Below are 25,605 nucleotides of genomic sequence, written 5' to 3'. Positions count from 1 at the left end.
CACAAACGACTTAATTCCCTCCGTCCCCTTTTTTCAAACGGCCTGCTCGACCAGGTTGGCGAGTTCGTCCGCATCGAATCCGGCCAGCAGGCGCGCTTCCATGTTGAACGGCCCATGCAGGTAGCCGCCGGCGTACTCCACCAGCAGCTCCTTGAAACGCGCGCGCGGCTCGACACCGGCGCGGTCGCAGTACCAGCGATACCAGCGCGAACCGGCGGCAACATGCGCCACTTCCTCGCGCAGGATCACCTCCAGCACATCGGCGGTTTCGCCATCACCGACATTGCGCAGCTTCTCGATCATGCCCGGGGTGACGTCCAGGCCACGCGCTTCCAGCACGCGCGGCACCAGCGCCATGCGCGCCAGGCCGTCATGCGCGGTCTTTTCGCACATTTCCCACAGACCGTTGTGTGCGGGGAAATCAGCATAGTCGTGGCCATGCACCTGCAGGCGCTCGCGCAGCAGCATGAAATGCCGCGATTCGTCATCGGCACAGCTGACCCAATCAGCATGGAACGCCGACGGCAGGCCCCGGAACCGGTACACCGCGTCCCAGGCCAGGTCGATCGCGTTGAGCTCGATGTGGGCGATGGCGTGGATGAAGGCAGCCCGCCCTTCCACGCCGCCCAGTCCACGCCGTGGTACCTCGCGCGGATGCACCAGCACCAGTCGTCCCGGACGACCCGGCATGCAGATCGGATCCGGCGGCGGCGCATCCGCGGCCACCTTCAGGCGACCGGCACGGAACGCGGCCGCATACGCCTGGGTCAATGCGACCTTGCGCAGCGGATCGGCTTCAGCCAGGCACTGCTGCGCAGCGCGCAGCAGGTCGCCACCAACGTCGGGCACATCCACCACGCCTGATCCTCAGGCGCGGCGCTTGTGCTTGGCATCGTCCGAACGCAACTGCTGGATGCGCTCGAAGTAGCCCGGCTCGATACCGGTCGGGTAGTGGCCGTTGAAGCAGGACGAATCGAAGCTGCGCAGCGCCGGGTTGCCTTCGCTCACCGCCGCTTCCATGTCTTCCAGGTCCTGGTAGATCAGCCAGTCGCAGCCCAGGTGGGCCTCGATCTCTTCCACCGTGCGGTTGTGCGCGACCAGCTCTTCGGCCGCCGGCATGTCGATGCCGTAGATGTTCGGGTAGCGCACCGGCGGCGCGGCGCTGGCCAGGTAGACCTTGCGCGCGCCGGCATCACGGGCCATCTGCACGATCTGCTGGCTGGTGGTGCCACGCACGATCGAATCGTCCACCAGCAGCACCACGCGGTTGCGGAACTCCAGGTGGATCGGGTTGAGCTTGCGGCGCACCGACTTCACGCGTTCCCCCTGCCCCGGCATGATGAAGGTGCGGCCGATGTAGCGGTTCTTGATGAAGCCTTCGCGGTACTTCACCCCGAGCACATTGGAGATCTCCAGCGCGGCATCGCGCGAGGTATCCGGGATCGGGATGATGGTGTCGATGTCGTGGTCCGGGCGCAGGCGCAGGATCTTCTCGCCCAGCTTGATGCCCATGCGCATGCGTGCCTTGTGCACCGAGACGTTGTCGATCATCGAATCCGGTCGCGCGAAGTACACGTATTCGAAGATGCACGGGGTGTGCTCGGCCGGCTCGGCGCAGATTTCCGAGAACAGTTCGCCGCGCGCGGTGATCACCAGCGCTTCGCCCGGCTGCACGTCACGCACGCGCTGGAAACCCAGCACGTCCAGCGCGGCCGACTCGGACGCCACGATGTACTCCTCGCCTTCTGCGTGGCTGCGCTTGCCCAGCACCAGCGGGCGGATGCCATGCGGGTCGCGGAAGGCCACCAGGCCCAGGCCCAGCACCACGCTGACCACTGCATAGCCGCCCTTGCAGCGGCGATGCACGCCGGCCACCGCGCGGATCGCGGCTTCCGGGCTGAGCTGGCGCTGCTGCTCCAGTTCGTAGGCAAACACGTTCAACAGCACTTCGCTGTCCGAATCGGTGTTGACGTTGCGCCGGTCCTGTTCGAACACCTGCTGGCGCAGCGCCTCGGTGTTGATCAGGTTGCCGTTGTGGGCCAGCGCGATGCCGTACGGTGAATTCACGTAGAACGGCTGTGCCTCGTCCATGCCTTCCGAACCTGCCGTCGGATAGCGCACGTGCGCGATGCCGACGCTGCCTTCCAGCGTGGACATGGTGCGAGCGTCGAACACATCGCGGACCAGGCCGGTGGCCTTCTGCACCCGCAGGCGGCTGCCATTGGCGGTGGCGATACCTGCCGCGTCCTGGCCGCGGTGCTGGAGAACGGTCAAGCCGTCATACAACTGCCCGGCGACGTTCTGGTTGCCGACGATTCCGACGATGCCACACATGGTGCGAGGTCTCCGCTGGGCTGTGCCCAGTTACAAGGAAGGTGGCCGTACCTGGCCGCGGTGGTCGCCGCGCCTGCGGTCGACATTGGCCGGATCGTCCGGCTCGATACTGTCCGGCAGTGCTGGGGCGTCCGGGCGCACTTCGGCCGGATCGTATGCATCGCCCTGTTCCGCTTTCGCGGGCCGCAGCCATCCGCCGCCCGCCACTACCTGGTTGAGGATGCCATTATCGCCTGCCGCGCCCGGCTTTCCCAACCCGGCGCCTGCATTCTTCCCCAATTCCATCAATGCAGATGGGGACAGCATGTCGGTCGGCAAGGCCTTGGGCAGCATGTCGGCGCCGGGTACCTGCCAGTGCGGCAGCTTCCCGTTCATCCAGGCCACGGCCGGATTCAGCACCGGGCGAACCGCCGAGCGCTTCCAGGAGGGCTCGGCGGTCAGCGGGGTGAAGCCGGCCAGCAGCAGCAGGACCGCCGCGATCAGGCCACCACGCACGGCCCCCAGTACACCGCCCAGCAACCGGTCCAGGCTGGTCAGCATGCTGCGGTGGATCATCGCCTTGATGACCATGCCGATCACCGCAACCACGATCATCACCCCAATGCCCACGCCCAGGTAGCCGCCGACGAAATGTTCGCCGCCAGGTGCCGCGGGTGCCGCCCACCAGCGCGCGGCATCGTTGCCGAAGGCGAAGGCCGCCCACGCGGCCAGCAGCCACGACAACGTGCCGATGACGATTCCCACGAAGCCACGCAGCATCCCGAGCAGGGTCGAGGCAGCGATCACGATCAGCAGCACCACGTCGATCATGGCGCCCCGCTCCTTCGGCGGCGCTGGCAACGGGCCTGCACGTCGGTCATGGGTGCGGTCGGACCATGCCGGCGACGCCAACCTTGGCGGCGACCTGCGCCTTCAGCTGTTCGGCGTCAGCCCGGTTGGCCACCGGTCCGACACGGACGCGATGCAGGGTGCCCTTTTCGGTACGCACCTGCTCGACGAAGGCGCTGAAACCGGCAGCACGGACCTTGTCACGCAGCGCATTGGCATCGCTGGCCTGGCCGAACGCGCCCAGCTGCACGGCGAAGCCGACGCCGCTGGCCGCCGGTGCAGCCGGCGTGGCCGGTGCCGTCGCCGGCTTGCTGGCAGTGGCCTCCGGCTTCGGCTCGGGCTTCGGGGTTTCGGGCTTCGGCGCCGGCTTCGGCGGCTCGGGCTTGGCCGCCGGAGTGGCCGTCGCAGTCGGCGTACTCGGCGGCAGGCTTTCGCTGCGCACCGGGTTGCTGCTGGCGGACGGCGAGGTGGCTGCGGACGGGGTACTGGCGCTTGGCGTAGCCGGTGCCGGGGTAGCTGCCACCGGGGCGCTGCTGCCCGTTGCGGCATCCAGAGTGATCACTTCGGCCTTCACATCGGCGCGGATCTTCACCGCCTGCAGCCGGGCCGCCTCGGCCTGTGCACGGTCGGCATACGGCCCCACGCGCACACGCCATGCCTGACGGCCGTTGATGGTAGTCGCTTCTGCGAAGCCCGGCAGCTGCGAGCGCTGCAGGTAGGCGATCACGGCATCGGCGTCGGCCTTGCTGCCGTATGCGCCGAAAGTGACGGCGTAGTTGCCGGCGGCAACCGCCGGGGACGTGTCCACGGTCGACGGCGTGGCCGGCGTGGCGGCCTCCTGCAGCGGCTTGGCCTGCCCGGTCTGCAGGCCGGTAGCCCCACCGGCCGGGGCCACCAGCGGCAGTTCACGGGTTTCGAACTGGCCATCGGCCGGTGCATCCGGCGCGGCGATCGGCACCGAGGCCACGCCGCTGTCCGGTGCAGGCCCCTTGACCAGCATCGGCAGGAAAATCACGGCCAGTGCAACCAGCACGATGGCACCAATCAGACGCTGTTTCAGAGGCGTATCCACGTGAGGCGGCAACTGTCCGGAGGTTGCGGTCGATTATACGGGTGCCGGACCGGACGGCGTCGGGATTGGCTGAACGTGGCTCAGGCGCTGCCCTGCAACCACTGCAACGCGGCGGCAGCGGTATGGAAGGAGCCAAACACCAGTACGCGGTCACCGCGCTCGGCCCGGGCCAGTACCTGCGCCAGCGCCTGTTCGACCGAAGCGGCCAGCTGCGCGCTGCCAGCAGCGGTCTCGGCCAGGCGCGCCTGCAACTGGGCGGCACTCTGGCCACGCGGGCCGTCCAGGCCGGCAAGGGTCCACTCGCCAACCACGCCCTGCAATGCCTGCACCACACCCGCCGCGTCCTTGTCCTGCAATGCGGCATACACCGCCAAGGTGCGCCCGGCCGACGCCTCGGCCTTCAGCGCGCGCGCCAGCTGGCCCGCCGCCTGCGGGTTGTGCCCGACGTCGACGCGGATCTGCACACCGCCACGCTCGAACGCCTGCAGGCGGCCCGGAATGCGCGCCGCCGCGATACCGGCGGCCCACGCCGCGCGCGGCACCGGCTTGTCCAGCGCGCGCAGCGCGGCGATGGCCGCACCGGCATTGGCCAGCTGGATCGGGCCGGCCAGCGCCGGGGTCGGCAGCTCCATGCGCAGGCCGACATCGCGCCAGCGCCAGCGCTGGGCGTCGATCGGCTCGTAGAAGTAATCGCTGCCGCCGCGGATCGCGTTGGCACCGACCAGGTAGGCACGCGCGAGCACGCTCGAGGGCGGGTCGGTCTCGCCCAGGATCACCGGCTTCCAGCCGCGGATGATGCCGGCCTTCTCGGTGCCGATCGCCTCGCGGTCCTCGCCCAGCCATTCGGCGTGGTCGATGTCCACGGTGGTGATCACCGCCACGTCGGCATCGACGATGTTGACCGCATCCAGGCGGCCGCCCAGGCCCACTTCCAGCACCGCCAGGTCCAGCCCGGCGTCGGCGAACAGCTGCAGCGCAGCCAGCGTGCCGTACTCGAAATAGGTCAGCGTGGTCTCGCCACGCGCGGCCTCGACCGCACTGAACGCAGCGACCAGCGCGGCATCGTCCACGTCCTGGCCGTCGATACGCACGCGCTCGTTGTAGCGCAGCAGGTGCGGCGAGGTGTACGCGCCGACCTTCCAGCCGGCGGCACGTGCAATGGCTTCGATGAAGGCCACGGTGGAGCCCTTGCCGTTGGTGCCACCGACCACGATGGTGCGCTTGGCCGGCGCCCCCAGGCCCATCGCCGTGGCCACGGCGCGCACGCGCTCCAGGCCCATGTCGATGCTCGCCGGATGCTGGCGTTCAATGTAGTCCAGCCAGTCGGCCAGGGTGGTCGGGGTGTTCGTCACGGCAGCGGTTCCAGCAGAAGCAGTTGGTGCGAGGGGATCGATCAGAGTGCGCGGTGCTTGGCTTCGCCGAAGAACGGCGTGTGGTGCGCGCAGTCGTTCAGGCGCACCACTTCCAGGCTGTCAAGGTCGGCGCCTTCGAGCAGGTTGAGCGTGGTCGGTGCCTGGCGGAAGGTCCACAGGCGGGAGATCGGCAGGCCCAGCACCTTGCACAGGATCACGCGGTTCACCGCGTCATGGGCAACCACCAGCAGGGTGTCGTGCTCGCCGAGGCCGTCGGTGGCGCGGGCCAGGCCGCGCCAGCTGCGCTCCAGCACCAGGCGCAGCGATTCGCCGCCGGGCATCAACACGGTATCCGGCTCCTCGCGCCAGGCCTGCAGGCGCGACGGATCCTTCTCGTGGATCTCGCTGGCCAGCAGCCCTTCCCATTCGCCGTGGGCGATTTCCTGCAGTTCCGGCTCGGTCAGCAGCATGTCGGCACGGGCGGCGCCAAGCGCCAGCTGCGCGGTGCGCTGCGCGCGCGACAGCGGCGAGGCGACGGCACGGGTGATGTCGACCGAGGCCAGGCGGGCACCCAGTGCCTGGGCCTGGGCTTCGCCGATCGGCGACAGCGGGATGTCGATCTGGCCCTGATAGCGGCCTTCGGCGTTCCACGGCGTTTCACCGTGGCGGGCAAGCAGGATGCGCATGCGTGCAAGGGGTCCTGGGGGGAGGAGGTTCCCGCGTTTCGTTCACATCCTGTGAAGTGCGCGGAACACGGATGATACCTGTTCGGCGCGCCGGGTCGGGGCGGGCATGAAAAAACCCCGCGACGTGGGTCGCGGGGTTTCGGAATTCCCGGCCATCGGGTCGGGTTTGCCGGCCAGCGGCCGGCACTACCGCAACCGGTTTATTTCGCCAGGTTCAGTTCCTTCAGCAGCTGCGGCGCCGGCGCCACTTCCTGCATGATCCACTGCATGTAGCGGCTGTCGACGGCGATCATGCGGGTCATCACCGGGTCGAACACCCAGTTGGAGCTGACCGATTCCCAGTTGCCATCGAATGCCAGGCCGACCAGCTTGCCGTTGGCGTCCAGCACCGGCGAACCCGAATTGCCGCCGGTGATGTCCAGGTTGGACAGGAAGTTCACCGGCACCGAACCGATGCGCTTGTCTTCCAGGCCGCCATAACGCTTGGCCTTGACCGCATCGAGCAGCGCCTTCGGCGAATCGAACGGATCTTCACCGGTTTCCTTCGCCGCCACGCCTTCCAGGGTGGTGAACGGGGTGTACTTCACGCCGTCCTTGCCGTAGCCCATGACGTTGCCGAAGGTGATGCGCAGCGACAGGTTGGCGTCCGGGTAGACGAACTCGCCCTGGCTCTTCTTGTAGTCGGCCACGGCCTGCAGGTACAGCGGACGCGCGGTCAGCGATTCACCTTCGCGGATCTTCTTCTGCTCTTCCTGCTTCAGCAGTGCCGGCATGACAGCCACGGCGTACTGGATGGCCGGATCGCTGCTGGCTTCGAATGTGGCACGGTCGGCCTTGAACCATTTCAGGCGTGCGTCCAGGCTGCCGAGCTCGGTGCCCGACAGCTTGCCCACCAGCGCCTTGACTGCGTTGGCATCGCTACCGGCCAGCCACTTGTTCAGCACTTCATTGTCGCGCTGCGCGGCCGGCAGGGCCACGTACTGCTCCAGCCAGTAGGCCTGCAGCTGCTGGTCCATCTTCGCCACATAGCGGCGGTCCATCTGCTTGAGGCCACCTTCGATGGTGGTCAGGTCGCGTTCCTGGTAACCGGCTTCGCGCTCGGCATCCGGCTTGCTGCGCTCGATCGACAGGCGGTACAGGGTGATTGCCGCACCAACGGCCGAGGTGTTGTTGAACTGCCCGACGAACAGGTCGCGCTCGCGGGTCGCCTTGCTGGTATCCAGGTGCTTGACCAGCTGCGCGTGCGCCGCCAGGGCCGGCTTGCCGGCGGCACCCTGCTTCTTCAGCCAGGCCAGCACGGCAGCTTCTTCAGCCTGCTTCTGGCCGGCGGCGTCGATGCGCTTGAAGCCTTCCAGCTGGCCCAGGTAGTTCTTGGCCACGTTGTTCATGCTGGCGGCGGTGGCAGCGTACTTCACCTTGACGTCGGCGTCGGCCTTGCCGGCGTCGGCGATCATCTTCAGCACGGCGTTGTAGTGCTTGGCGATGGTCGGGTAGGTGAAGCTGGCGGTTTCGTTGAACTCACCGGCCAGCGCGTAGCGGTTGGTGCGGCCCGGGTAGCCGGCCACCATCACGAAGTCGTCGGCGCCCAGCGGCTGGTCGGCGAACTTCAGGAAGTGCTTGGGCTGGTATGGCACGTTGTCGGCGGCGAAGGCGGCCGGCTTGCCGTCCTTGCCGACGTAGGCGCGGTAGAACGAGAAATCGCCGGTGTGGCGCGGCCACATCCAGTTGTCGACGTCGCCGCCGAACTTGCCGACGCTGCCCGGGGGCGCGTAGACCAGGCGCACGTCCTTGATTTCCATGTTGCGGAACAGGCGATAGGTGTTGCCGCCGGAGAAGCTGTACAGGCGGCAGCGGAAGCCGGCATCGGCTTCACAGGCGGCAACCTGGGCCTTGTCGAAGGCGTCCAGCGCGCGACTGCGGGCCAGCGGGTCGTTGCCGGCGGCGGCGATGGCGGCCTTGGCCTGGGCGGTGACGTCGGTGATCTGGTCGAGCACGAACACGCGGGCGTTCGGGCCGGCGCTCAGTTCGTCCTTCAGGGTAGGCGCGTTGAAGCCGTCCTTGATCAGGTTCTTCTGCGCGGTCGAATTCAGCTGGATGGCGCCATACGCGCAGTGGTGGTTGGTGACCACCAGGCCCTGCGGCGAGACGAAGCTGGCAGTGCAGCCCCCCAGCGCAACCACCGCACCCATCGGGTCACCGGTCAGGTCGGCCAGCTGCTCCGGGGACAGCTTCAGGCCGGCCTTCTGCAGCGGCCCGGCAATTTCCGGCAACTGCTGCGGCACCCACATGCCTTCTGCGGCGTGGGCGACCTGGACCAGCCCAAGGCTGGCGACGATGGAGAATGCAAGCAGGTTCGAGCGCATGGAGCGGCCCCTGGTAGTGGAACCCTCGATTGTAGCCCGCCGCCCTGCCCCGGCCCGAACCCCGGAAGTCATGGGCCTGCTTCTTGCTCTGCGCACATCGGCCGCGCACACGGAATCGTCCAGAGGGGGCGTGGTCACCCTGCCCGGGACTGTTGGCGCCATGGATGGGCTTTTGCGTGTCCCGGCCAGGGTGACCACGCCCCCTCCCCCGGAATCAGGGAGGCGCTGCTGTTCGCAGTACGTTCGAAACGCCCGCCGGCGCACGCCTTTCGTTCCGCCACTGCACCCGCAGCGCAACATGGGAAATCCGCGCGGCACCCTATAATCCGCGCTTTCCCCCCTGATGAGTTCCACCCCGATGGCGCAGCAAACGATGAAGGCCCTGGTCAAGCGCGAAGCAGCCAAGGGCATCTGGATGGAAGAGGTTCCGGTGCCGACTCCGGGCCCCAACCAGGTGTTGATCAAGCTCGAGAAGACCGCGATCTGCGGTACCGACCTGCACATCTACCTGTGGGACGAGTGGAGCCAGCGCACGATCAAGCCGGGCCTGACCATCGGCCATGAATTTGTCGGCCGCATTGCCGAAATCGGCCCGGGCGTGACCGGCTACGAGATCGGCCAGCGCGTCTCGGCCGAAGGCCACATCGTCTGCGGCCACTGCCGCAACTGCCGCGGCGGCCGCCCGCACCTGTGCCCGAACACCGTCGGCATCGGCGTCAACGTCAATGGCGCCTTTGCCGAATACATGGTGATGCCGGCCAGCAACCTGTGGCCGATCCCGGACCAGATCCCGTCGGAGCTGGCCGCGTTCTTCGACCCGTACGGCAACGCAGCGCACTGCGCACTGGAATTCGACGTGATCGGTGAGGACGTGCTGATCACCGGCGCGGGCCCGATCGGCATCATCGCTGCCGGCATCTGCAAGCACATCGGTGCGCGCAACGTGGTGGTGACCGACGTCAACGACTTCCGCCTGAAGCTGGCCGCCGACATGGGCGCCACCCGGGTGGTCAACGTCGCCAACCAGTCGCTGAAGGACGTGATGAAGGAACTGCACATGGAGGGCTTCGATGTGGGCCTGGAAATGAGCGGCAACCCTCGTGCGTTCAACGACATGCTCGACTGCATGTACCACGGTGGCAAGATCGCCATGCTGGGCATCATGCCCAAGGGTGCCGGCTGCGACTGGGACAAGATCATCTTCAAGGGCCTGACCGTGCAGGGCATCTACGGCCGCAAGATGTACGAGACCTGGTACAAGATGACCCAGCTGGTGCTGTCCGGCTTCCCGCTCGGCAAGGTGATGACCCACCAGCTGCCGATCGACGACTTCCAGAAGGGTTTCGACCTGATGGAAGAAGGCAAGGCCGGCAAGGTGGTATTGAGCTGGAACTGATCCGCCCCACGGTAGCGCCGGGCCATGCCCGGCGTCACCGGAATGAAAAAGGCGCCCGATGGGCGCCTTTTTCGCAATGCGTGCCAGGCAAGCCTGGCACCTACCGTAACGCCTGCGGCGTTACTTGCCGACGGCCACGCTCAGCATCACCCGGCTGTGTGCCAGCTTGCCGGAGTTGTCGCGGCCATTGCCGTCGGTACCGTAGTAGCCCAGGCCGACGTTGAACAGGCCGAACTGGCGGCTGACGCCGACGTTCCAGTCGGTGTAGTCCTTGGCCAGGCCCTTCTCGAAGCTGCTGCGGCCGACATTGGCGTTGAGGGTGAAGTCACGCGGCAGGCCCCACTGGCCGCCGACACCGTAGTACCAACCGTCGGTGCCGCTGTTCCACTGGTCATTGGTGTAGGCCACGGTCAGCTTGTAGGTCTCATCCAGCGTGGTGGTGGTCACCAGCTCGTTGTAGTTCTGGTTGCTGGCACCGATGTAGGTATAGCGGTTCAGCAGCACATCGAAGTTGACGCGCGGGGTGACGTCCACGCCGTAACCGATCTGGTAGTCGACCTCGGTGTTCGGGTCGCCCGGACCAAAGTCCACGCCCGACCCCCAGACACCGGCATACAGGCCTACCGGCGAGGTGTAGGTGAAACCGGCCTGCAGGGTCGGCTTTTCGTCGGTCTGCGAGACACCACGGAACAGGTAGTCCGACACGGCGGTGACGTTCCAGCTGTACGGCGATTCGTTTTCCTGGGCACTGGCGGCGAACGGGGCAGCCAGGGTCAAGGCAGCGGCAATGGCGAGGCAGGCACGGGCGTGCTTCATGAGCGTCTCCGGTGGGGGCGGTGGCGTGGAAGGCCGAGGGCGGGCGTATCGGCCGGAACGGGACAGCTCCGGTTCACGAATTTTTAACCACTTTGCTATTGCGATGCAACATGTGCCGGCCGTGGCGATGCCCCGCCCGGGCCGGTCGGCAAGCGGCGATGCCCGGTAGAATCAGCGGTTTCCCGTTCAGAGCCGTGCCCACGCCATGACCGACGCCTCCTCCGCCCTGACCCGCCACTACGCCGAGGAACTGGACGCCATCCGCGCCCAGGGCCTGTTCAAGTCCGAGCGGATCATCACCAGCCCGCAGTCGGCCGAGATCACCCTCGACGACGGCCGCAAGGTGCTGAATTTCTGTGCCAACAACTACCTGGGACTGGCCGACCATCCGGACCTGATCCAGGCCGCCAAGGACGCACTCGATACCCACGGCTTCGGCATGGCCTCGGTGCGCTTCATCTGCGGCACGCAGGACCTGCACAAGCAGCTGGAAAAGCAGATCGCCGACTTCTTCGGCAAGCAGGACACCATCCTGTACGCGGCCTGCTTCGACGCCAACGGCGGCCTGTTCGAGCCGCTGCTTGGCGAGAACGACGCGATCATTTCCGATGCACTGAACCATGCTTCGATCATCGACGGCGTGCGCCTGTGCAAGGCCAAGCGCTTCCGCTACGCCAACTGTGACATGGCCGATCTGGAAGCCCAGCTGCAGGCCGCCGATGCCGCCGGCTGCAAGACCAAGCTGATCACCACCGACGGCGTTTTCTCGATGGATGGCTTCATCGCGCCGCTGGACGAGATCACCGCGCTGGCAAAGAAGTACAACGCCCTGGTGCACATCGACGAATGCCACGCCACCGGCTTCCTTGGCGCCACCGGCCGCGGCTCGGCCGAAGTGAAGGGGGTGCTGGAGAAGATCGACATCATCACCGGCACTCTGGGCAAGGCCATGGGCGGCGCACTGGGCGGCTTCACCTGCGCCAGCGCCGAGGTGATCGAACTGCTGCGCCAGCGCTCGCGCCCGTACCTGTTCTCCAACTCGCTGCCGCCGCACGTGGTGGCCGCCGGCATCAAGGCGTTCGAAATGCTGGCTGCCGCTGACGACCTGCGCAGCACCCTGGCCGAGAACACCGCCTACTTCCGCGAGAAGATGACCGCCGCCGGTTTCGACGTGAAGCCGGGCGTGCATCCGATCAGCCCGGTGATGCTGTATGACGCACCGTTGGCGCAGAAGTTCGCCGAGCGCCTGCTGGAAGAAGGCATCTACGCGATCGGCTTCTTCTTCCCGGTGGTGCCCAAGGGCCAGGCCCGCATCCGTACCCAGATCAGCGCCGCGCACAGCCGCGAGCACCTGGACCGGGCGATTGATGCGTTCACCCGCATCGGTGTCGAACTGGGCGTGGTCAAGGGATGATCCCAGCGGTCAAAGCGTGCCGACCAAGGTCGGCACCTACCGCAGCTTGATGGCGTGCCGACCGAGGTCGGCACCCACTGGCGTCACTTCTTTTTCTTCTTGCCCTTCGGCTCTTCCTTGCTGGCCACCACTACCGGCTTGGCGGCAGCGTCCTGGCCATTGCCCTTGGCAACGCGGATGCCGTTGGCCTTCATCCAGGCATCGAACTCATCGGCGGTCATCTTCTTGTCGCCGTTGCTCATCAGGAAGCGGTAACTGCCGCGACCATCCAGCTCCGGGGTCTTCACTTCCACCACCGGGGTCTCGGCAGGCGTTTCCGCCTTGGCCACCTTCTTGTGGCCGCCGCAGGCGGCCAGCAGCACCATCGGCAGCAGCAGGCCTGCACAGCGCAGGGTTTGATTGAGGGTCAGGTGGTACATGGCAGGCTCCGTTCGGGAATGTCGACAGCCAGGCGCCCCCTACGCCTGGAACGGCGGCCGGCAACTGCCGGCCACGGGCGATGATCAGCCCGGTGCAGCGGCCCCCAGCCGCTGCTGGTCGCTGACCTGCAGAACCCGCCACTGGCCCTTGCCGAGATCGCCGAGCACCAGCCCACCGATCGCGACCCGGACCAGGCGCAGCACCTGCAGGTCGAAGGCCGCCAACAGGCGGCGGATATGGCGGTTGCGGCCCTCGTCGAGGACCACCTCCAGCCATGCGGTCTTGTCGCCACTGCGCAGTACGCGCACGGCACGGGCGGCGAGGAGCTCGCCCGCGTCTTCGACACCGGCGCGCAGCGCGGCCAGAGTGTCCTCATCGGGCAGACGATCCACCTGCACGTGATAGGTCTTCTGCGGGCCGGTCTCCGGATCGGTCAGGTGCGCCGCCCACTGCGGATCATTGCTGAACAACAGCAAGCCTTCGCTGGCCTTGTCCAGGCGCCCGACCGGCGCGATCCACGGCAGGCCGGCACCATCGAAGCAGCGATACACGGTGTCGCGACCACGCTCGTCCTGCGCCGTGGTGACCACCCCGCGCGGCTTGTTGAGCATCAGGTACAGGCGCTGCGGCGCCCCCATCGGCTGGCCGTCGACCTCGATCGGCGGGGGCGGACTGGCAATCGGGAACTCGGGATCACGAACGATGCGGCCGGACACGCGTACGCGGCCCTCGGCAATCCAGCGCGCAGCCTCGCTGCGCGAGCACACACCCGCCTTGGACAGCACCCGCGCCAGGCCATGGCGCACGCCACTGGAGACATTCGGAGTCGCACGCCCACGCGATGCGCGGGAGCGGGCGGCGGGGGCGGCAGGTGGGCGGCGCGTGCGCAAGCCTCTGCTCCCCGCGGCGCTTACTTCTTGTCGACCGGCTTGGTCTCAGCCGGTGCTTCGGCCGGGGCCGGAGTGGCGGCCGGAGCCGGACGCGCCTTGACCACGCGAACGCCGCGCGCCTTCATCCAGGCGTCGAACTCTTCGGCGGTCATGCGCTTGCCGTTCTGGCTCATGTCGAAGCGCCAGGGCGTGTTGTCGAATTCGGTCTGCGGCTTGTAGGCCGCCGGATCGTTCGGCTTCACCGCCGGTGCGCTCGGAATGGCCTTGGCGATGTTCTGGCAGCCGTCGATGCGCAGGCGCTGCAGCACCTGGTCCAGCGACTGCGACGGATCGTAGTTGCTGCTCAGCACACCGGCCGGCATGCCCAGCTGGTTGCCACGGATGTACAGCTCGTCGGCCACTGGCGCGATGGTCGTGGCCGGCAACGGCAGCGGCGAGGCGCTGGTGTTGACCGAGCAATCGACCGCAGCGTGGGCGGCGGGAACCAGGGCCAGCGCCAGGACGGCGGCCGATGCAGAGCGCAGCATGAGGGGCATCCACGGAAGGAAGTGACGCGGCGAGTTTAGCAATGCCTCGTCAGCTTTCAAGCGCCACTTTCAATGAATACGACAACTTATTGGTTTTACGGACAAAAGACCGACGAACGGTTGCCTTGCCGCGTCACAGGCGAGCGTCCTGCCCGCAGAAACAACAAGACCCGGCCGAAGCCGGGTCCTGCTGTGTCCTACGGGCAGAGCGTCAGAACTTAGTTCTGGACGTTCAGCTCGGTACGACGGTTCTTGGCGCGACCTTCCGGGTTGTCCGAACCATCCGGGTTGGTGTTCGGAGCAATCGGACGGCTCTCGCCGTAGCCGATCGGGCCGACCAGGCGACCGGCGTCAACGCCGTTCTTGGTCAGGTAGTTGTACACGGCGGTAGCACGACGCTCCGACAGCTTCTGGTTGTAAGCGTCGGTACCCTTCGAGTCGGTGTGACCGGCAACTTCAACGCGCAGATCCGGGTAACGCTTCAGGATCTCGGTGGCTTCGCTCAGGATCGCCACGGCGTCCGGACGCAGGTTCGACTTGTCGAAGTCGAAGTTGACGCCCTTCAGGTCGATGGAGACCGGAACCGGGCAACCGTCCGGACCGATGGTCTGACCCGGCTGCGAGTTCGGGCACTTGTCGTCGCAGTTGTTGACGCCGTCACCGTCGTCGTCCAGGTCGGCGCAGCTCGGGGCAACCGGAGCCGGAGCCGGAGCAGCCGCGACCGGAGCCGGGCCCAGCGGGATCACGACGCCGACCGAAGCCAGCACGTCGCCGAACCAGCTTTCGTCACGTGCGGCGATGCTCTGGTCGTCGAAGTCAGCGCGGTAGGCCACTTCGGCGCGGACAGCAACACGCTTCTCGAAGGTGGTCTGCAGGCCGACGCCCAGCTTGGCAGCAACATTGCCGTCCTTACGCTGGCGCGGGCCGTTGTTGTCGAGCGCAGCGTACTCTTCTTCCGACTTCTGGTAGCCCAGGCCACCGACGATGTACGGGTTCCAGCCGCGGCCTTCCTTGATGAAGTGGCGACGCAGGTCCAGCGAGACGCCGTACTGCGACCAGTTCAGGTCCTGGTTGCTGTCGAAGTTCGGGTTCTGGTAGTTCAGCTCACCGTCCAGCGACCAGTTCGGGCTGATGAACTTACCCAGGCCCAGGGTCACGAACGGAGCGTCATTGGTCAGACGGTCGCTGTCCTGGAAGTTGAAGCCGGCCGAACCGGTCAGGTACCAGCGGTCATCGAACTCCTGCGCAGAAGCTGCCTGGGCGAAAGCCAGGCCGCCCAGCAGCGCGGCAGTAAGGATCTTCTTGTTCATTGAGTACAGCTCCTATTTCGGGGGTATGAAACCGGTAGAGGCATGGGCCAGCACTAGTGCGTCGATGTTCGACAGCCGATTCAGCACGCCACCGCCGCGAACATTATGCTCAGGCGGGTGAAGGCCATGTTAACAGTCCCGTAACATGTGAAGTGTTGCGCCCGACCGTCCACCGGTCCGACGTTGAAACCCTATACAGGATGATGAAAATCCGCAAGACCCACACGCTGCAAGGGTTTGACGGGGTTTAGGTGCGAGAAGCGACATATTGCGCAACGTGCTGCATCACACGGTTCAGCGCGTCTGAGGAAACGTGAGGAACCTTATGATGGGATCACGAACCCAGCCGGAGCCGTGATGAAAGCCGTCGCCCTGAGTCGTGAATACGCGCCCGCCCTGCGTGATGTCCTCCTGCCACCGCCGCTGCCTCCTCGCGGCCGCGATCTGCTGGTGCGGATCGAAGCGGTTTCGGTCAACCCCGTCGATGGCAAGCAGCGGGCCGCCACCGATCCGGCCACCCTTGAGGTTCCCCGGGTGCTCGGCTGGGACGCAGCCGGCGTGGTCGAAGCCATCGGTGACGAGGCCAGCCTGTTCGCCTCCGGTGACGAGGTCTACTTCGCCGGTGACGTGACCCGACCGGGCTGCAACGCCCAGTACCAGTGGGTTGATGAGCGCCTGGTCGCCCGCAAGCCGACCACGCTCGATTTCGCTGAAGCGGCCGCGCTGCCGCTGACCACTCTCACAGCCTGGGAACTGCTGTTCCAGCGCATGCCGCTGCAGCTCGATGGCCGCCGCCACGTGGGCCAGCACCTGCTGGTGATCGGCGGCGCCGGCGGCGTCGGCTCGATGGCGATCCAGCTGGCGCGCCATGCCGGTTTCGAGGTGATCGCCACCGCCTCGCGCGAGGCCTCGATCGACTGGTGCCGACAGATGGGGGCCGCGCATGTGATCGACCATCGGCAGCCACTGCAGCCCCAGTTGCAGGCGCTGGGCATCGATGCGGTGCAGGTCGCGCTCAATCTGGCCGACACCGACCACTACTGGGATGAACTGGGCCAGCTGCTGGCACCGCAGGGCCACGTCGGCCTGATCGTCGAGCCGCGGGGTGCACTGCGCATCGGCGATCCCTACAAGGCCAAATGCATCGGCATCCACTGGGAATTCATGTTCGCGCGTTCGCGCTTCGCCACCGCCGACTGCATCGAACAGCACCGCATCCTCAGCCGTGCGGCCAGCATGATCGATGCCGGCCAGCTGCGCGGTACGCTCAATGAGACGCTGGGCACGATCAATGCGGCCAACCTGGACATCGCGCATCAGCGCCTGGCCAGCGGGCGCACGGTGGGCAAGCTGGCGCTGGTCGGCTGGGACGACTGACGCCGCGGTGCGGAGCCGATCAGGGGCTCGGCTCTACACCACAGCCTCTACGCGGGATCGACGCTACCTGTAGCGGCGGATTGGCCGGCATCTGTATCTATGGATGGTGCAGAAACGGCGATACGGTGGAAACAGATCCCCGCCCCCCGGACCGCCATGCCCACCGCCCTGCCCTTGCGCCTGCTGCAATTGATCACCGGCCTGTTCCTGTACGGCTTCGGCGCCTCGCTGATGATCCGCGCCGCCATCGGCGTGGCACCCTGGGATGTGCTGTCGCAGGGCATCGCCGCGCAGACGCCGCTGTCATTCGGCCTGGCAACCAATGCCATCGGTGCATTGGTGCTCCTGCTGTGGTGGCCCCTGCGGCAGAAGCCGGGCCTCGGCACCGTGCTCAACGTGATGCTGATCGGCCCCTCCGCACAGTTCGGGCTGTGGCTGCTGCCGCCGGCCGTCGGCCTTGGCTGGCAGGTGGCGATGTTCTGTGCCGGCATGCTGCTGGTGGCGCTGGCCACCGGCCTGTACATCGGTGCCCGCCTTGGCCCGGGGCCACGCGATGGCCTGATGACCGGTCTGCATGCCCGTACCGGCTGGCCGATCTGGAAGGTGCGCAGCCTGATCGAAGGCAGCGTACTGCTGCTGGGCTGGTGCCTGGGCGGCAATGTCGGCCTCGGCACCCTCGCCTTCGCCCTGCTGATCGGGCCGCTGTGCGGAGTGACGCTGGGCTGGTTCGGGATCGGTCGGCCTGCTCCGGTAGTGCCGGCCGCTGGCCGGCAACCGCAATCGCCCTGAGTTGACCGCAATGCCGGCCAGCGGCCGGCACTACCGCCCCCGCAGTTCGGGGGCAGCGCCGCAGGCGCGGGGGTTGGAGGCCGGTGAGTGGGGCCCGCGATTCGCGCAGCGAAACGCGGGAGCGACAGCACGCATGTGCCGAGCGCACCCGGCCAGCGGCCGGCACTACCAAACCGTCAGACAGCGGCCAGCCCTCCCAAAGAAGCGGCCCTTGCCCCGGCCGCCGTTTCGCGGCACGCTTCGCGCTTCCGTACGCAAGCGTATCGACCATGTCGCCAGCCAACGAAAGCGCCTATCCCCACCTGTTCGCCCCGCTGGATCTGGGCTTCACCCAGCTGCGCAACCGCGTCCTGATGGGTTCGATGCACACCGGCCTGGAAGATCGCGCCCGCGACTTCCCACGGCTGGCGGCCTACTTCGCCGAGCGCGCCGAGGGCGGCGTCGGCCTGATCGTCACCGGCGGCTTCGCGCCCAATGTGGTCGGTTGGCTGAAGCCATTCGGTGGCAAGCTGTCCTGGCCCTGGGAAGTGCGGCCGCACCGCCAGCTCACCGCCGCCGCGCACCAGCACGGCGCGAAGATCTGCCTGCAGTTGCTGCATGCCGGCCGCTATGCCTACCACCCGTTGTCGGTGGCACCGTCGAAGCTGAAGGCACCGATCAACCCGTTCACCCCGCGCGCATTGTCGGCCAGCGGCGTAGAGCGCCATATCGCCGACTACGCTCGCAGCGCGAAGCTGGCCCGCGAGGCCGGCTACGACGGCGTGGAAGTGATGGGCTCGGAGGGCTACCTCATCAACGAGTTCATCGCCCCGCGCACCAACAAGCGCGCCGATGCCTGGGGCGGCGACGCGCGCCAGCGCATGCGCTTCGCGGTCGAGATCGTGCGCCGCATCCGCGAGGCCTGTGGCCCGGACTTCATCATCATCTACCGCCTGTCACTGGTGGATCTGGTCGACGACGGCAGCGACTGGGACGAGATCGTTCAACAGGCGCAGGCGATCGAGGCGGCTGGCGCAACGATCATCAATTCCGGCATCGGCTGGCACGAAGCGCGCATTCCGACCATCGCCACCTCGGTGCCGCGCGCGGCCTTTGCCGGCGTCACCGCCAAGCTCAAGCCGCATGTGAAGGTACCGCTGGTGGCGACCAACCGCATCAACATGCCCGACGTTGCCGAACGCATCCTGGCCGGTGGCGGCGCCGACATGGTGTCGCTGGCACGCCCGCTGCTGGCCGACCCGCAGTGGCCGAACAAGGCCCGTGCCGGCCGCGCGGAGGCGATCAACACCTGCATCGCCTGCAACCAGGCCTGCCTGGACCACGTGTTCGAGAACAAGCTGGCCAGCTGCCTGGTCAATCCGCGCGCCGCCCACGAGACCGAGCTGGTCTATCGTCCCACTGCTACGCCGAAGAAGGTTGCGGTGGTCGGCGCCGGCCCCGCCGGCCTGGCCTGCGCCACTGTCGCTGCCCAACGTGGCCACCAGGTCACCCTGTTCGATGCCAATGATGAGATCGGCGGCCAGTTCAACGTGGCCAAGCGCATCCCCGGCAAGGAAGAGTTCCACGAGACCCTGCGCTACTTCCGCCACGCGCTGCAGGAGACCGGCGTACAGCTGCGCCTGGGCACCCGCGTCGACGCTTCCCAACTGGCTGGCTTCGACGAGGTGGTGCTGGCCACCGGCATCACCCCGCGCAAGGTCGATTTCCCCGGTGCCGATCACGCCAAGGTGGTGAGCTACCTGGACGTGCTGCTGGGACGGGTCGAAGTGGGCGCCAATGCGGCGATCATCGGCGCCGGCGGCATCGGCTTCGATGTCGGCGAATTCCTCAGCCACGCCGGTGAATCCCCCTCGCTGGATCCGCAGCGCTGGATGGCCGAATGGGGCGTGGACCCCAGCTTCGAGGCACGCGGCTCGCTGGGTCGGCCCGAGGTCGAGCCGTCACCGCGGCGCTTGTGGCTGCTGCAGCGCAGCCCGGGCAAGCCGGGCGCGCGGCTGGGCAAGACCACCGGCTGGATCCATCGCGCCACGCTGAAGGCCAAGGGCGTGCGCATGCTCGGTGGCGTCGAGTACCTAGGGGTGGACGACGAGGGCCTGCGCATCCGCGTGGACGGCAGCGAACAGCTGCTGCCGGTCGACCATGTGGTGATCTGCGCCGGGCAGGAACCGAACCGCACGCTGCAGGCCGAACTGCAGGCGGCCGGCATCAACGCGCAGCTGATCGGCGGTGCCGACGTGGCCGCCGAACTCGATGCGAAACGCGCCATCGACCAGGGCAGCCGGGTCGCCGCCGCGCTCTGATGAGCGCCTGAATGGGGGACGGAATGTGATTTCCGTCACCCCGGTTGAACCTGAATGTCAAGCCGAGCGGTTCACGATGCGTTCGGCTATGCCCCCCTACCTTGCGCCATCTTTCCGCTCACCAGCCAGTTTCCGGTGAGCCGGCGCAGTCCCCACGATCGGTACTGATCGTTTCTTTTGGGGCTGCCCACGGGGCGGCCCCGATGGCCGCCTCCCCATGACGCCAAGTCGTCCCCCACCTCCTGTCGCCCCGCGGCCGGAACCGGAGGGTGCGGCCCATACGGAGCAAGGAGTTATATGAAACTGGCCTGGATTCTCTGGCTGTCGCAGTTGTTGCCTCAGCCGGCCGCTGATTCACTGTGTTTGAGCACCACCGTCTACCTGGAAGCCCGCGACCAGACCCTGCGCGGCCAGCAGGCTGTTGCCGAGGTCGCCCTGCGCCGTCTCGACAGTGGCCTGTGGGGCGACTCGATGTGCCAGGTGGTCACCGCGCGCAAGCAGTTCGCACCGACCATCGTCTCCCCCGGCACCCAGCTGGGCAATGACGCGGCGTGGAGCGAAGCGATGAACGTGGCTTTCGACGCCGAGCGCAACTGGGCGCTGCCGGCCGGCGAACGCCGCGAGATCGTGCCCGGTGCCAGCCACTTCGCCGCGCTGTCCATCGCCAGCCCGAACTGGCGCAACGCCTACCAGGTGGCGACCATCGGCGATCACACCTTCTACAAGGTGCAGAACCTCAAGCCGCGGCAATCGTAACGATCCGTGCTGGCGGCAGCGTTGCCGGCCGCCGCCGGGCTCTGGGATAGTGGGCGTTTCCCGCCCGCATCACCTGGAGTTCCCATGAAGCTGTACAGCAAGCCCGGTGCCTGTTCCACCGCCGACCACATCGCCCTGCAGTGGACCGGCCAGCCGTTCGAGGTTGAACTGCTGAACAAGGACACCCTGAAGGGTCCGGAATTCCTGAAGATCAATCCGGCCGGTGCCGTTCCCGCACTGGTCGACGGCGACTTCGTGCTGCTGCAGAACGCCGCGATCATGGGCTACATCGCCGACAGCTTCCCGCAGGCCGGCCTCGCCGGTGATGGCAGCCCGCGCCAGCGCGCCGAAGCCACCCGCTGGCTGGCCTTCGTCAATTCCGACGTGCACCCGGCCTTCTCGCCGCTGTTCGCGCCGGGCAAGTTCATCGCCGACGAGAGCCAGTACGACGCGATCCGCGCCGCCGCGCACAAGCGCCTGCGTGGCCTGTTCGAGACCGCTGACAAGCAGCTGGCCGACAAGCCCTGGCTGGCCGGCTTCCGCAGCTTCGCCGACCCGTACTTCTACATCACCCTGCGCTGGGCCGCCGGTACCAAGGTTGATCTGTCCGGCCTGGACAACCTGGCCGCCTACAAGGCACGCATGGACGCCGATGCCGGCGTGCAGGCCGCGCTGAAGGCCGAAGGCCTGGCCTGACCTTGGTCAGGGGTCAGAGCCGTTCGCGTGGCGAACGGATCTGACCCCATCGGCTACCAGGCGGCTCCGCCCCCCCTCGATTTCATTGGCGCGATCAGCCGATCTGGCGGATCACTTCCCCCTTGGCATCGCGCAGGTAGGTCGGCACCACCTCGATACGCAACCTTCCTGCCAGCGGGTAGACCCCGCGCTCGGCGTGCACCCCTGCCAGGGCCTGCAGGCCCGCCTCGTCCAGTGACCAGCGCGCGCTGTCGGCGGATACGTCCGCCACTTCACCGCCCCCGTCCGAGATGAACTCCCACTGCCGCTCGCGGCTGACCAGTTCCAGCGATCTGCCGTGGCGCAGGCGCAGCGGCAGCAGTTCGCACACGCTCGCCACCTGGCCGGCGCCAAGCACCAGCGTGGTCATGCCCGCCTCCTGGCGCCAGTCCAGTGTCTCGATGAACAACATGCCGGTGCTGGAGCCTTCGCGCTCGCTGCCGGCCCGCACCTCTGCCGCCAGCGCAGGGTCCTCCAGCAGGTTGCCGCGGTGCAGGTCGCTGACCCACAGCGGCATTGCCGGCTGCAGCGCCTGCAGCACGCCGCGCGTAGACCAGCGCTTGACTGCCTCCATTTCCTCATCGGTCAATCCGACCAGCTGCAGGAACTGCAGGTGGCCATTGGCGGTGTCGCGTGCCGGCAACTGCGGGTCGGCAATGAAGGCCAGGTGGCACAACCGCGTGTCGGTCTCCAGTGCGATCGGGCCGTTGGCATTCAGATGGTGGCCATCCTCGAACACGTTGCCGCTGCCGAACACATAGCGCGCCAGGTTCTGCAGCAGGTTCATCGGCCACACCGGCGGCGTGCTGTCGGCGTTCTCAGCGGCTTCGGCAGCGAGACGGAACGTCAGCTCGAAACCATAGCCGCTGGCGGCAGCATCACTGCTCTCCTTGGCATACAGCTCGGAGAAACCGTAGGTGATGTAGTGCCAATGCGGAACCGGCGCATCCGCCCAGTACACGCTGATGCCATCCAGCGGATCCTGGCCGCCGAGCGTGTAGGGAAGCGCGGTGCCGTAGTGTCGCGGCTCCTGCCCGGCATACAGCGGCGAAAGCGCCGCATTGATCGCGTCCCAGCCGGGGGTGTCGGTGTCATCGTGGTCGTCCTGCACGCGGGACTCCTTGTGGGGAAGTGAACCGATCACTTTACGCGGTGGCTCAGGCCTGCACGACCTCTTTGCCAGCGTTTACTACGGCGGACTGGGTTTCCTGCCACCAGCGCTGGGCCAGCGCCGGGCTGCGCGCCTTGCCCACCGCCGCCAGCAGTTCCGGGCAAAGGCGTTCCAACGCCAGCGCATCGGTGCAGCGTTCGATCTTCAACTGCATGAAGTAGCCCTTCAGCCCCAGATGGCGCCGCACCGCCTCGCTCATCGCGTCGTACAACTGCTGGTACAGCGCCGGGTCCTGTTCGCGGCCGGTGCTGATGCCACGCGTCGGAGCGGCCTCTACGCTCCCGCCGATCACCTCGATCAGTCCCTGTGCGGCCAGCTGCTCCAGTGCATCCGGAGGTGCGCGCAGGCCATCGAACAAGCCGCGCAGTTCGGTGTCATCGCGATGGCCATCGACCATCAGCAGGATTGAACGCAGTGCCGCCGGCAGGCGCCGGCCACGGTCTTCGATTTCCTGACGGCCAGCAGCCGTCTTGGCGTGCAGCAATGCCATTGCATCCCCCTCCCTTGATGCGCCATGCCGGCGCACCCTCACGGGCACGCCCCCCTGTGTGCCACCCCTGGGCGGCGCGCGCATTCCCCGGCGCGCACCGCGTGTTGCAGGTCGATGACAGGGCGAGCTTAGCGCAAGTGCAGCGGGTAGTGCCGGCCGCTGGCCGGCAACCTCGGGATTGATGGGGGGCCGGCCAGCGGCCGGCACCACCGGATCAACGGCCCAGCGCGCGGCGGATCTCCTCCAGCGCGCTGGGGTCGTCCAGCGTCGACAGGTCGCCCGGGTCACGCTGCTCGGCCAACGCCTGCAACGAGCGCCGCAGCAGCTTGCCCGAACGGGTCTTGGGCAGCGCGTTGACCACGTGCACATGCGCCGGGCGCGCGACCGCACCAAGCGAAGTCGTCACCGTCGCCATCATCTCGGCCACCACCGGCGCCGGATCCTCGCCTTCAAGCCCCTGCTTGAGGGTGACGAACACCAGCGGCACCTGCCCCTTCAGCTCGTCCTTGACCCCGATCACGGCAGCCTCGGCCACGCGCGGATGGCTGGAGATGGCCTCCTCGATCTCGCGCGTGCCCAGACGATGCCCGGCCACGTTGATCACATCGTCGGTACGGCCGAGGATGAAGGTATAGCCATCGTCATCGCGGATCGCCCAGTCCAGCGAGCTGTACAGCAGTTCCTTGAAGTGGCTGAAGTAGCTCTGCAGGAAACGGCTGTCGTCGTTCCACACCGTGCTCATGCAACCCGGCGGCAAGGGCGGCGACACCACCAGCACGCCCTTCTGCCCCGGCGCCACTTCCTCGCCGGTGTTCTCGTCGATCACCTTCATCCGGTAGCCGAGATTGGGGAAGCCCGGTGAACCGAAGCGCACCGGCTTCATCTCCAGGCCCGGCAGCAGGGTCAGTGCCGGCCAGCCGGTTTCGGTCTGCCAGTAGTTGTCGATGATCGGCTTGCCCAGCGCTTCGCTGATCCAGTGCGCGGTGGGTTCGTCCAGCGGCTCTCCGGCCAGGAACAGATACTTCAGGGCGCGCAGGTCGTGGCGATGGATGAAGTCCGCGTCATGCTTCTTCAGCACGCGGATGGCGGTGGGTGAGGAGAACATGGTGCGCACGTTGTACTGTTCGCACAGCGCCCACCAGATACCCGGGTCCGGATTCGTCGGCAGCCCCTCGTACAGCAACGAGGTGCAGCCACCGATCAGCGGGCCGTACACGTTGTACGAGTGGCCTACCGCCCAGCCGACGTCGGAAGTGGAGAACATCACCTGGCCCGGCTTGCAGTCGAACACGGTCTCCATCGACTGCGCCATCGCCACCGCGTAACCACCGACATCGCGCTGCACGCCCTTCGGCTTGCCGGTAGTACCGGAGGTGTACAGCAGGTAGCTCGGCTCGCTCGCTTCCAGCCACTGTACCGGCACATCGACCTCACCAACCTGTGCACGCAGCGCGGCGTAGTCCACGTCGCGACCCGGCACGCGGGGTTCGGCGGCATCCAGCCCGCGCGACACGATCAGCACGTGCGGTGGCGGCGACGCCGCTTCGGCGCAGGCCGCGTCGACCATCGGCTTGTACGGAATCAGCTTGCCACCGCGCATGCCGGCGTCCGCTGCGATCAGCAACTTCGGCTTCGCATCGTCGATGCGCAGCGCCAGGTTGTGCGCGGCGAAGCCACCGAACACCACCGAGTGCACCGCACCGATGCGCGCGCAGGCCAGCATCGCGAACACGGCTTCGGCCATGTTCGGCATGTATATCACCACGCGGTCACCGTGGCCGACGCCGAGATGCTTGAGCACGGCGGCGAAGTCGTTCACTTCGCGATACAGCTGGCGATAGGTGATCTCGCGGGTGCTGTTGGTTTCGGTGGAAATCGCAACCAGCGCGAGCTGGTCGGCGCGCGTTGCCAGGTGGCGGTCGACGGCGTTGTAGCAGAGATTGGTTTCGCCGCCGACGAACCAGCGCCGGAACGGCGGGTTGCTGTAGTCGAGCACCTGCTGCGGCGGTTTGTGCCAATGGATGCGCTTGGCTTCCTCGCCCCAGAAGGCCTCCGGCTCGTCGATCGAGCGACGGTAGGTTTCCTCGTAGTTCATGACGCAGCCCTCCCAGACAAAGTCATGGGTTCGAGGATAGTCCGGCGCTGGCGCGCGGGCCGCCCTACCTTGGTAGGGGGTGGGTTTGTTCTGCAGGGCTTTGCAGCCCTGCACCCGCAGAAGCCGAAGCCAAAGCCAAAGCAACAGCAGAAGCTGGCTTACTGGGGGATGGCGGGGTGGATCCGGTGGCGGGAGACGCCGTTAACCCGACCATGGGGGCTTGGCCGCGGCATCCATGCCGCGGACACTCCCGCCACCGGACCCACCCCGCCTTCGACAGTTTCCTGCCATCTGTCGGAACGGCGGATTGCGCTGGTAGGTGTCGACCTTGGTCGACACGGTAAATCCACGCCATGCGTGGATGATTCATTCGATATCTGACAGAAAAATCGTGTCGACCAAGGCCGACACCTACCAACAGCTGCGCGGAACAACGGCCACCGTTACCAACAGCCGAGTGAACCTGTCGAAGGTGGGGCGGTGT

Annotated in this window: 22 protein-coding genes; 7 read left to right on the top strand and 15 right to left on the bottom strand. The window is 67.0% G+C overall.

Annotated elements, in window-relative coordinates:
• Positions 1–33 precede the first annotated feature (33 nt).
• The 7 genes from HMPREF3114_RS20065 to HMPREF3114_RS20035 form a co-directional block, all read right to left on the bottom strand.
• Positions 34–858, bottom strand: a complete 825-nt coding sequence (locus tag HMPREF3114_RS20065) for a ferritin-like domain-containing protein (protein WP_053500133.1) — start codon at positions 856–858, stop codon at positions 34–36.
• Positions 859–867: 9 nt separating this feature from the next.
• Positions 868–2,334 carry an amidophosphoribosyltransferase gene (gene purF / locus HMPREF3114_RS20060; protein WP_065185785.1) on the bottom strand — a complete coding sequence of 489 codons (1,467 nt, stop codon included), beginning with the start codon at positions 2,332–2,334 and terminating at the stop codon, positions 868–870.
• Between the two features lie 30 nt (positions 2,335–2,364).
• The gene (locus HMPREF3114_RS20055; RefSeq protein WP_053500135.1) at positions 2,365–3,144 is read right to left on the bottom strand and encodes a CvpA family protein; all 780 of its coding nucleotides are present in this window, start codon (positions 3,142–3,144) and stop codon (positions 2,365–2,367) included.
• A 46-nt stretch (positions 3,145–3,190) separates the two neighbouring features.
• Entirely contained in the window at positions 3,191–4,234 is a 1,044-nt protein-coding gene (locus tag HMPREF3114_RS20050) for an SPOR domain-containing protein (protein WP_070490519.1), read from the bottom strand.
• A gap of 80 nt (positions 4,235–4,314) precedes the next feature.
• The gene (gene folC, locus HMPREF3114_RS20045) at positions 4,315–5,586 is read right to left on the bottom strand and encodes a bifunctional tetrahydrofolate synthase/dihydrofolate synthase (protein ID WP_070490517.1); all 1,272 of its coding nucleotides are present in this window, start codon (positions 5,584–5,586) and stop codon (positions 4,315–4,317) included.
• A gap of 41 nt (positions 5,587–5,627) precedes the next feature.
• Positions 5,628–6,272, bottom strand: a complete 645-nt coding sequence (locus HMPREF3114_RS20040) for a histidine phosphatase family protein (protein ID WP_005415444.1) — start codon at positions 6,270–6,272, stop codon at positions 5,628–5,630.
• Positions 6,273–6,472: 200 nt separating this feature from the next.
• Positions 6,473–8,635 (bottom strand): S46 family peptidase, encoded by a 2,163-nt coding sequence (locus HMPREF3114_RS20035; RefSeq protein WP_005415443.1) that lies wholly within the window; start codon positions 8,633–8,635, stop codon positions 6,473–6,475.
• A gap of 373 nt (positions 8,636–9,008) precedes the next feature.
• Here HMPREF3114_RS20035 and tdh point away from each other — a divergent pair, with 373 nt between their 5' ends.
• On the top strand, positions 9,009–10,031 hold the full coding sequence (gene tdh, locus HMPREF3114_RS20030; protein ID WP_005415442.1) for an L-threonine 3-dehydrogenase: 1,023 nt from the start codon (positions 9,009–9,011) through the stop codon (positions 10,029–10,031).
• Positions 10,032–10,151: 120 nt separating this feature from the next.
• Here the strand turns inward: tdh and HMPREF3114_RS20025 are convergent, their stop codons facing one another.
• A complete protein-coding gene (locus HMPREF3114_RS20025) occupies positions 10,152–10,847 on the bottom strand; it encodes a TorF family putative porin (RefSeq protein ID WP_005415441.1) in 696 nt (231 codons plus the stop codon).
• Between the two features lie 205 nt (positions 10,848–11,052).
• Between HMPREF3114_RS20025 and kbl the strand changes: the two genes are divergently transcribed.
• The gene (gene kbl, locus HMPREF3114_RS20020; RefSeq protein WP_005415440.1) at positions 11,053–12,261 is read left to right on the top strand and encodes a glycine C-acetyltransferase; all 1,209 of its coding nucleotides are present in this window, start codon (positions 11,053–11,055) and stop codon (positions 12,259–12,261) included.
• A gap of 83 nt (positions 12,262–12,344) precedes the next feature.
• On the opposite strand, the gene HMPREF3114_RS20015 is transcribed toward kbl, so the two are convergent.
• The 4 genes from HMPREF3114_RS20015 to HMPREF3114_RS20000 all read right to left on the bottom strand — a co-directional run bounded on the left by HMPREF3114_RS20015 (position 12,345) and on the right by HMPREF3114_RS20000 (position 15,408).
• Entirely contained in the window at positions 12,345–12,680 is a 336-nt protein-coding gene (locus HMPREF3114_RS20015; RefSeq protein WP_053501208.1) for a hypothetical protein, read from the bottom strand.
• 84 nt (positions 12,681–12,764) lie between these two features.
• Entirely contained in the window at positions 12,765–13,571 is an 807-nt protein-coding gene (locus HMPREF3114_RS20010; protein WP_070490515.1) for a pseudouridine synthase, read from the bottom strand.
• Between the two features lie 20 nt (positions 13,572–13,591).
• Positions 13,592–14,098 (bottom strand): hypothetical protein, encoded by a 507-nt coding sequence (locus HMPREF3114_RS20005; protein ID WP_005408235.1) that lies wholly within the window; start codon positions 14,096–14,098, stop codon positions 13,592–13,594.
• A 218-nt stretch (positions 14,099–14,316) separates the two neighbouring features.
• Positions 14,317–15,408, bottom strand: a complete 1,092-nt coding sequence (locus HMPREF3114_RS20000) for an OmpA family protein (RefSeq protein WP_049416163.1) — start codon at positions 15,406–15,408, stop codon at positions 14,317–14,319.
• Positions 15,409–15,765: 357 nt separating this feature from the next.
• Here HMPREF3114_RS20000 and HMPREF3114_RS19995 point away from each other — a divergent pair, with 357 nt between their 5' ends.
• From HMPREF3114_RS19995 to HMPREF3114_RS19975, 5 genes are all read left to right on the top strand, one after another.
• Positions 15,766–16,785, top strand: a complete 1,020-nt coding sequence (locus HMPREF3114_RS19995) for a zinc-binding alcohol dehydrogenase family protein (RefSeq protein ID WP_053501218.1) — start codon at positions 15,766–15,768, stop codon at positions 16,783–16,785.
• A 156-nt stretch (positions 16,786–16,941) separates the two neighbouring features.
• A complete protein-coding gene (locus HMPREF3114_RS19990; protein WP_005415435.1) occupies positions 16,942–17,574 on the top strand; it encodes a membrane protein YczE in 633 nt (210 codons plus the stop codon).
• A gap of 269 nt (positions 17,575–17,843) precedes the next feature.
• Complete coding sequence (locus HMPREF3114_RS19985; protein ID WP_053501066.1) at positions 17,844–19,874, top strand: NADPH-dependent 2,4-dienoyl-CoA reductase; 2,031 nt, start codon at positions 17,844–17,846, stop codon at positions 19,872–19,874.
• Positions 19,875–20,171: 297 nt separating this feature from the next.
• A complete protein-coding gene (locus HMPREF3114_RS19980) occupies positions 20,172–20,630 on the top strand; it encodes a cell wall hydrolase (RefSeq protein ID WP_004154513.1) in 459 nt (152 codons plus the stop codon).
• 84 nt (positions 20,631–20,714) lie between these two features.
• Positions 20,715–21,326 (top strand): glutathione S-transferase N-terminal domain-containing protein, encoded by a 612-nt coding sequence (locus HMPREF3114_RS19975; RefSeq protein WP_053501065.1) that lies wholly within the window; start codon positions 20,715–20,717, stop codon positions 21,324–21,326.
• Between the two features lie 94 nt (positions 21,327–21,420).
• On the opposite strand, the gene HMPREF3114_RS19970 is transcribed toward HMPREF3114_RS19975, so the two are convergent.
• The 3 genes from HMPREF3114_RS19970 to prpE all read right to left on the bottom strand — a co-directional run bounded on the left by HMPREF3114_RS19970 (position 21,421) and on the right by prpE (position 25,121).
• On the bottom strand, positions 21,421–22,476 hold the full coding sequence (locus HMPREF3114_RS19970) for a suppressor of fused domain protein (protein ID WP_053501063.1): 1,056 nt from the start codon (positions 22,474–22,476) through the stop codon (positions 21,421–21,423).
• A 46-nt stretch (positions 22,477–22,522) separates the two neighbouring features.
• Positions 22,523–23,026, bottom strand: coding sequence for a hypothetical protein (locus tag HMPREF3114_RS19965; RefSeq protein ID WP_070490513.1), 504 nt, complete (start codon positions 23,024–23,026; stop codon positions 22,523–22,525).
• Positions 23,027–23,240: 214 nt separating this feature from the next.
• Positions 23,241–25,121, bottom strand: a complete 1,881-nt coding sequence (gene prpE / locus HMPREF3114_RS19960; protein WP_005415430.1) for a propionate--CoA ligase — start codon at positions 25,119–25,121, stop codon at positions 23,241–23,243.
• Positions 25,122–25,605 lie beyond the last annotated feature (484 nt).

This window comes from Stenotrophomonas sp. HMSC10F07, assembly GCF_001807895.1.
Lineage (GTDB): Bacteria > Pseudomonadota > Gammaproteobacteria > Xanthomonadales > Xanthomonadaceae > Stenotrophomonas > Stenotrophomonas sepilia.
Note: the sequence above shows the minus strand (reverse complement) of the source record. Positions and strands in the feature narration are given on the sequence as shown.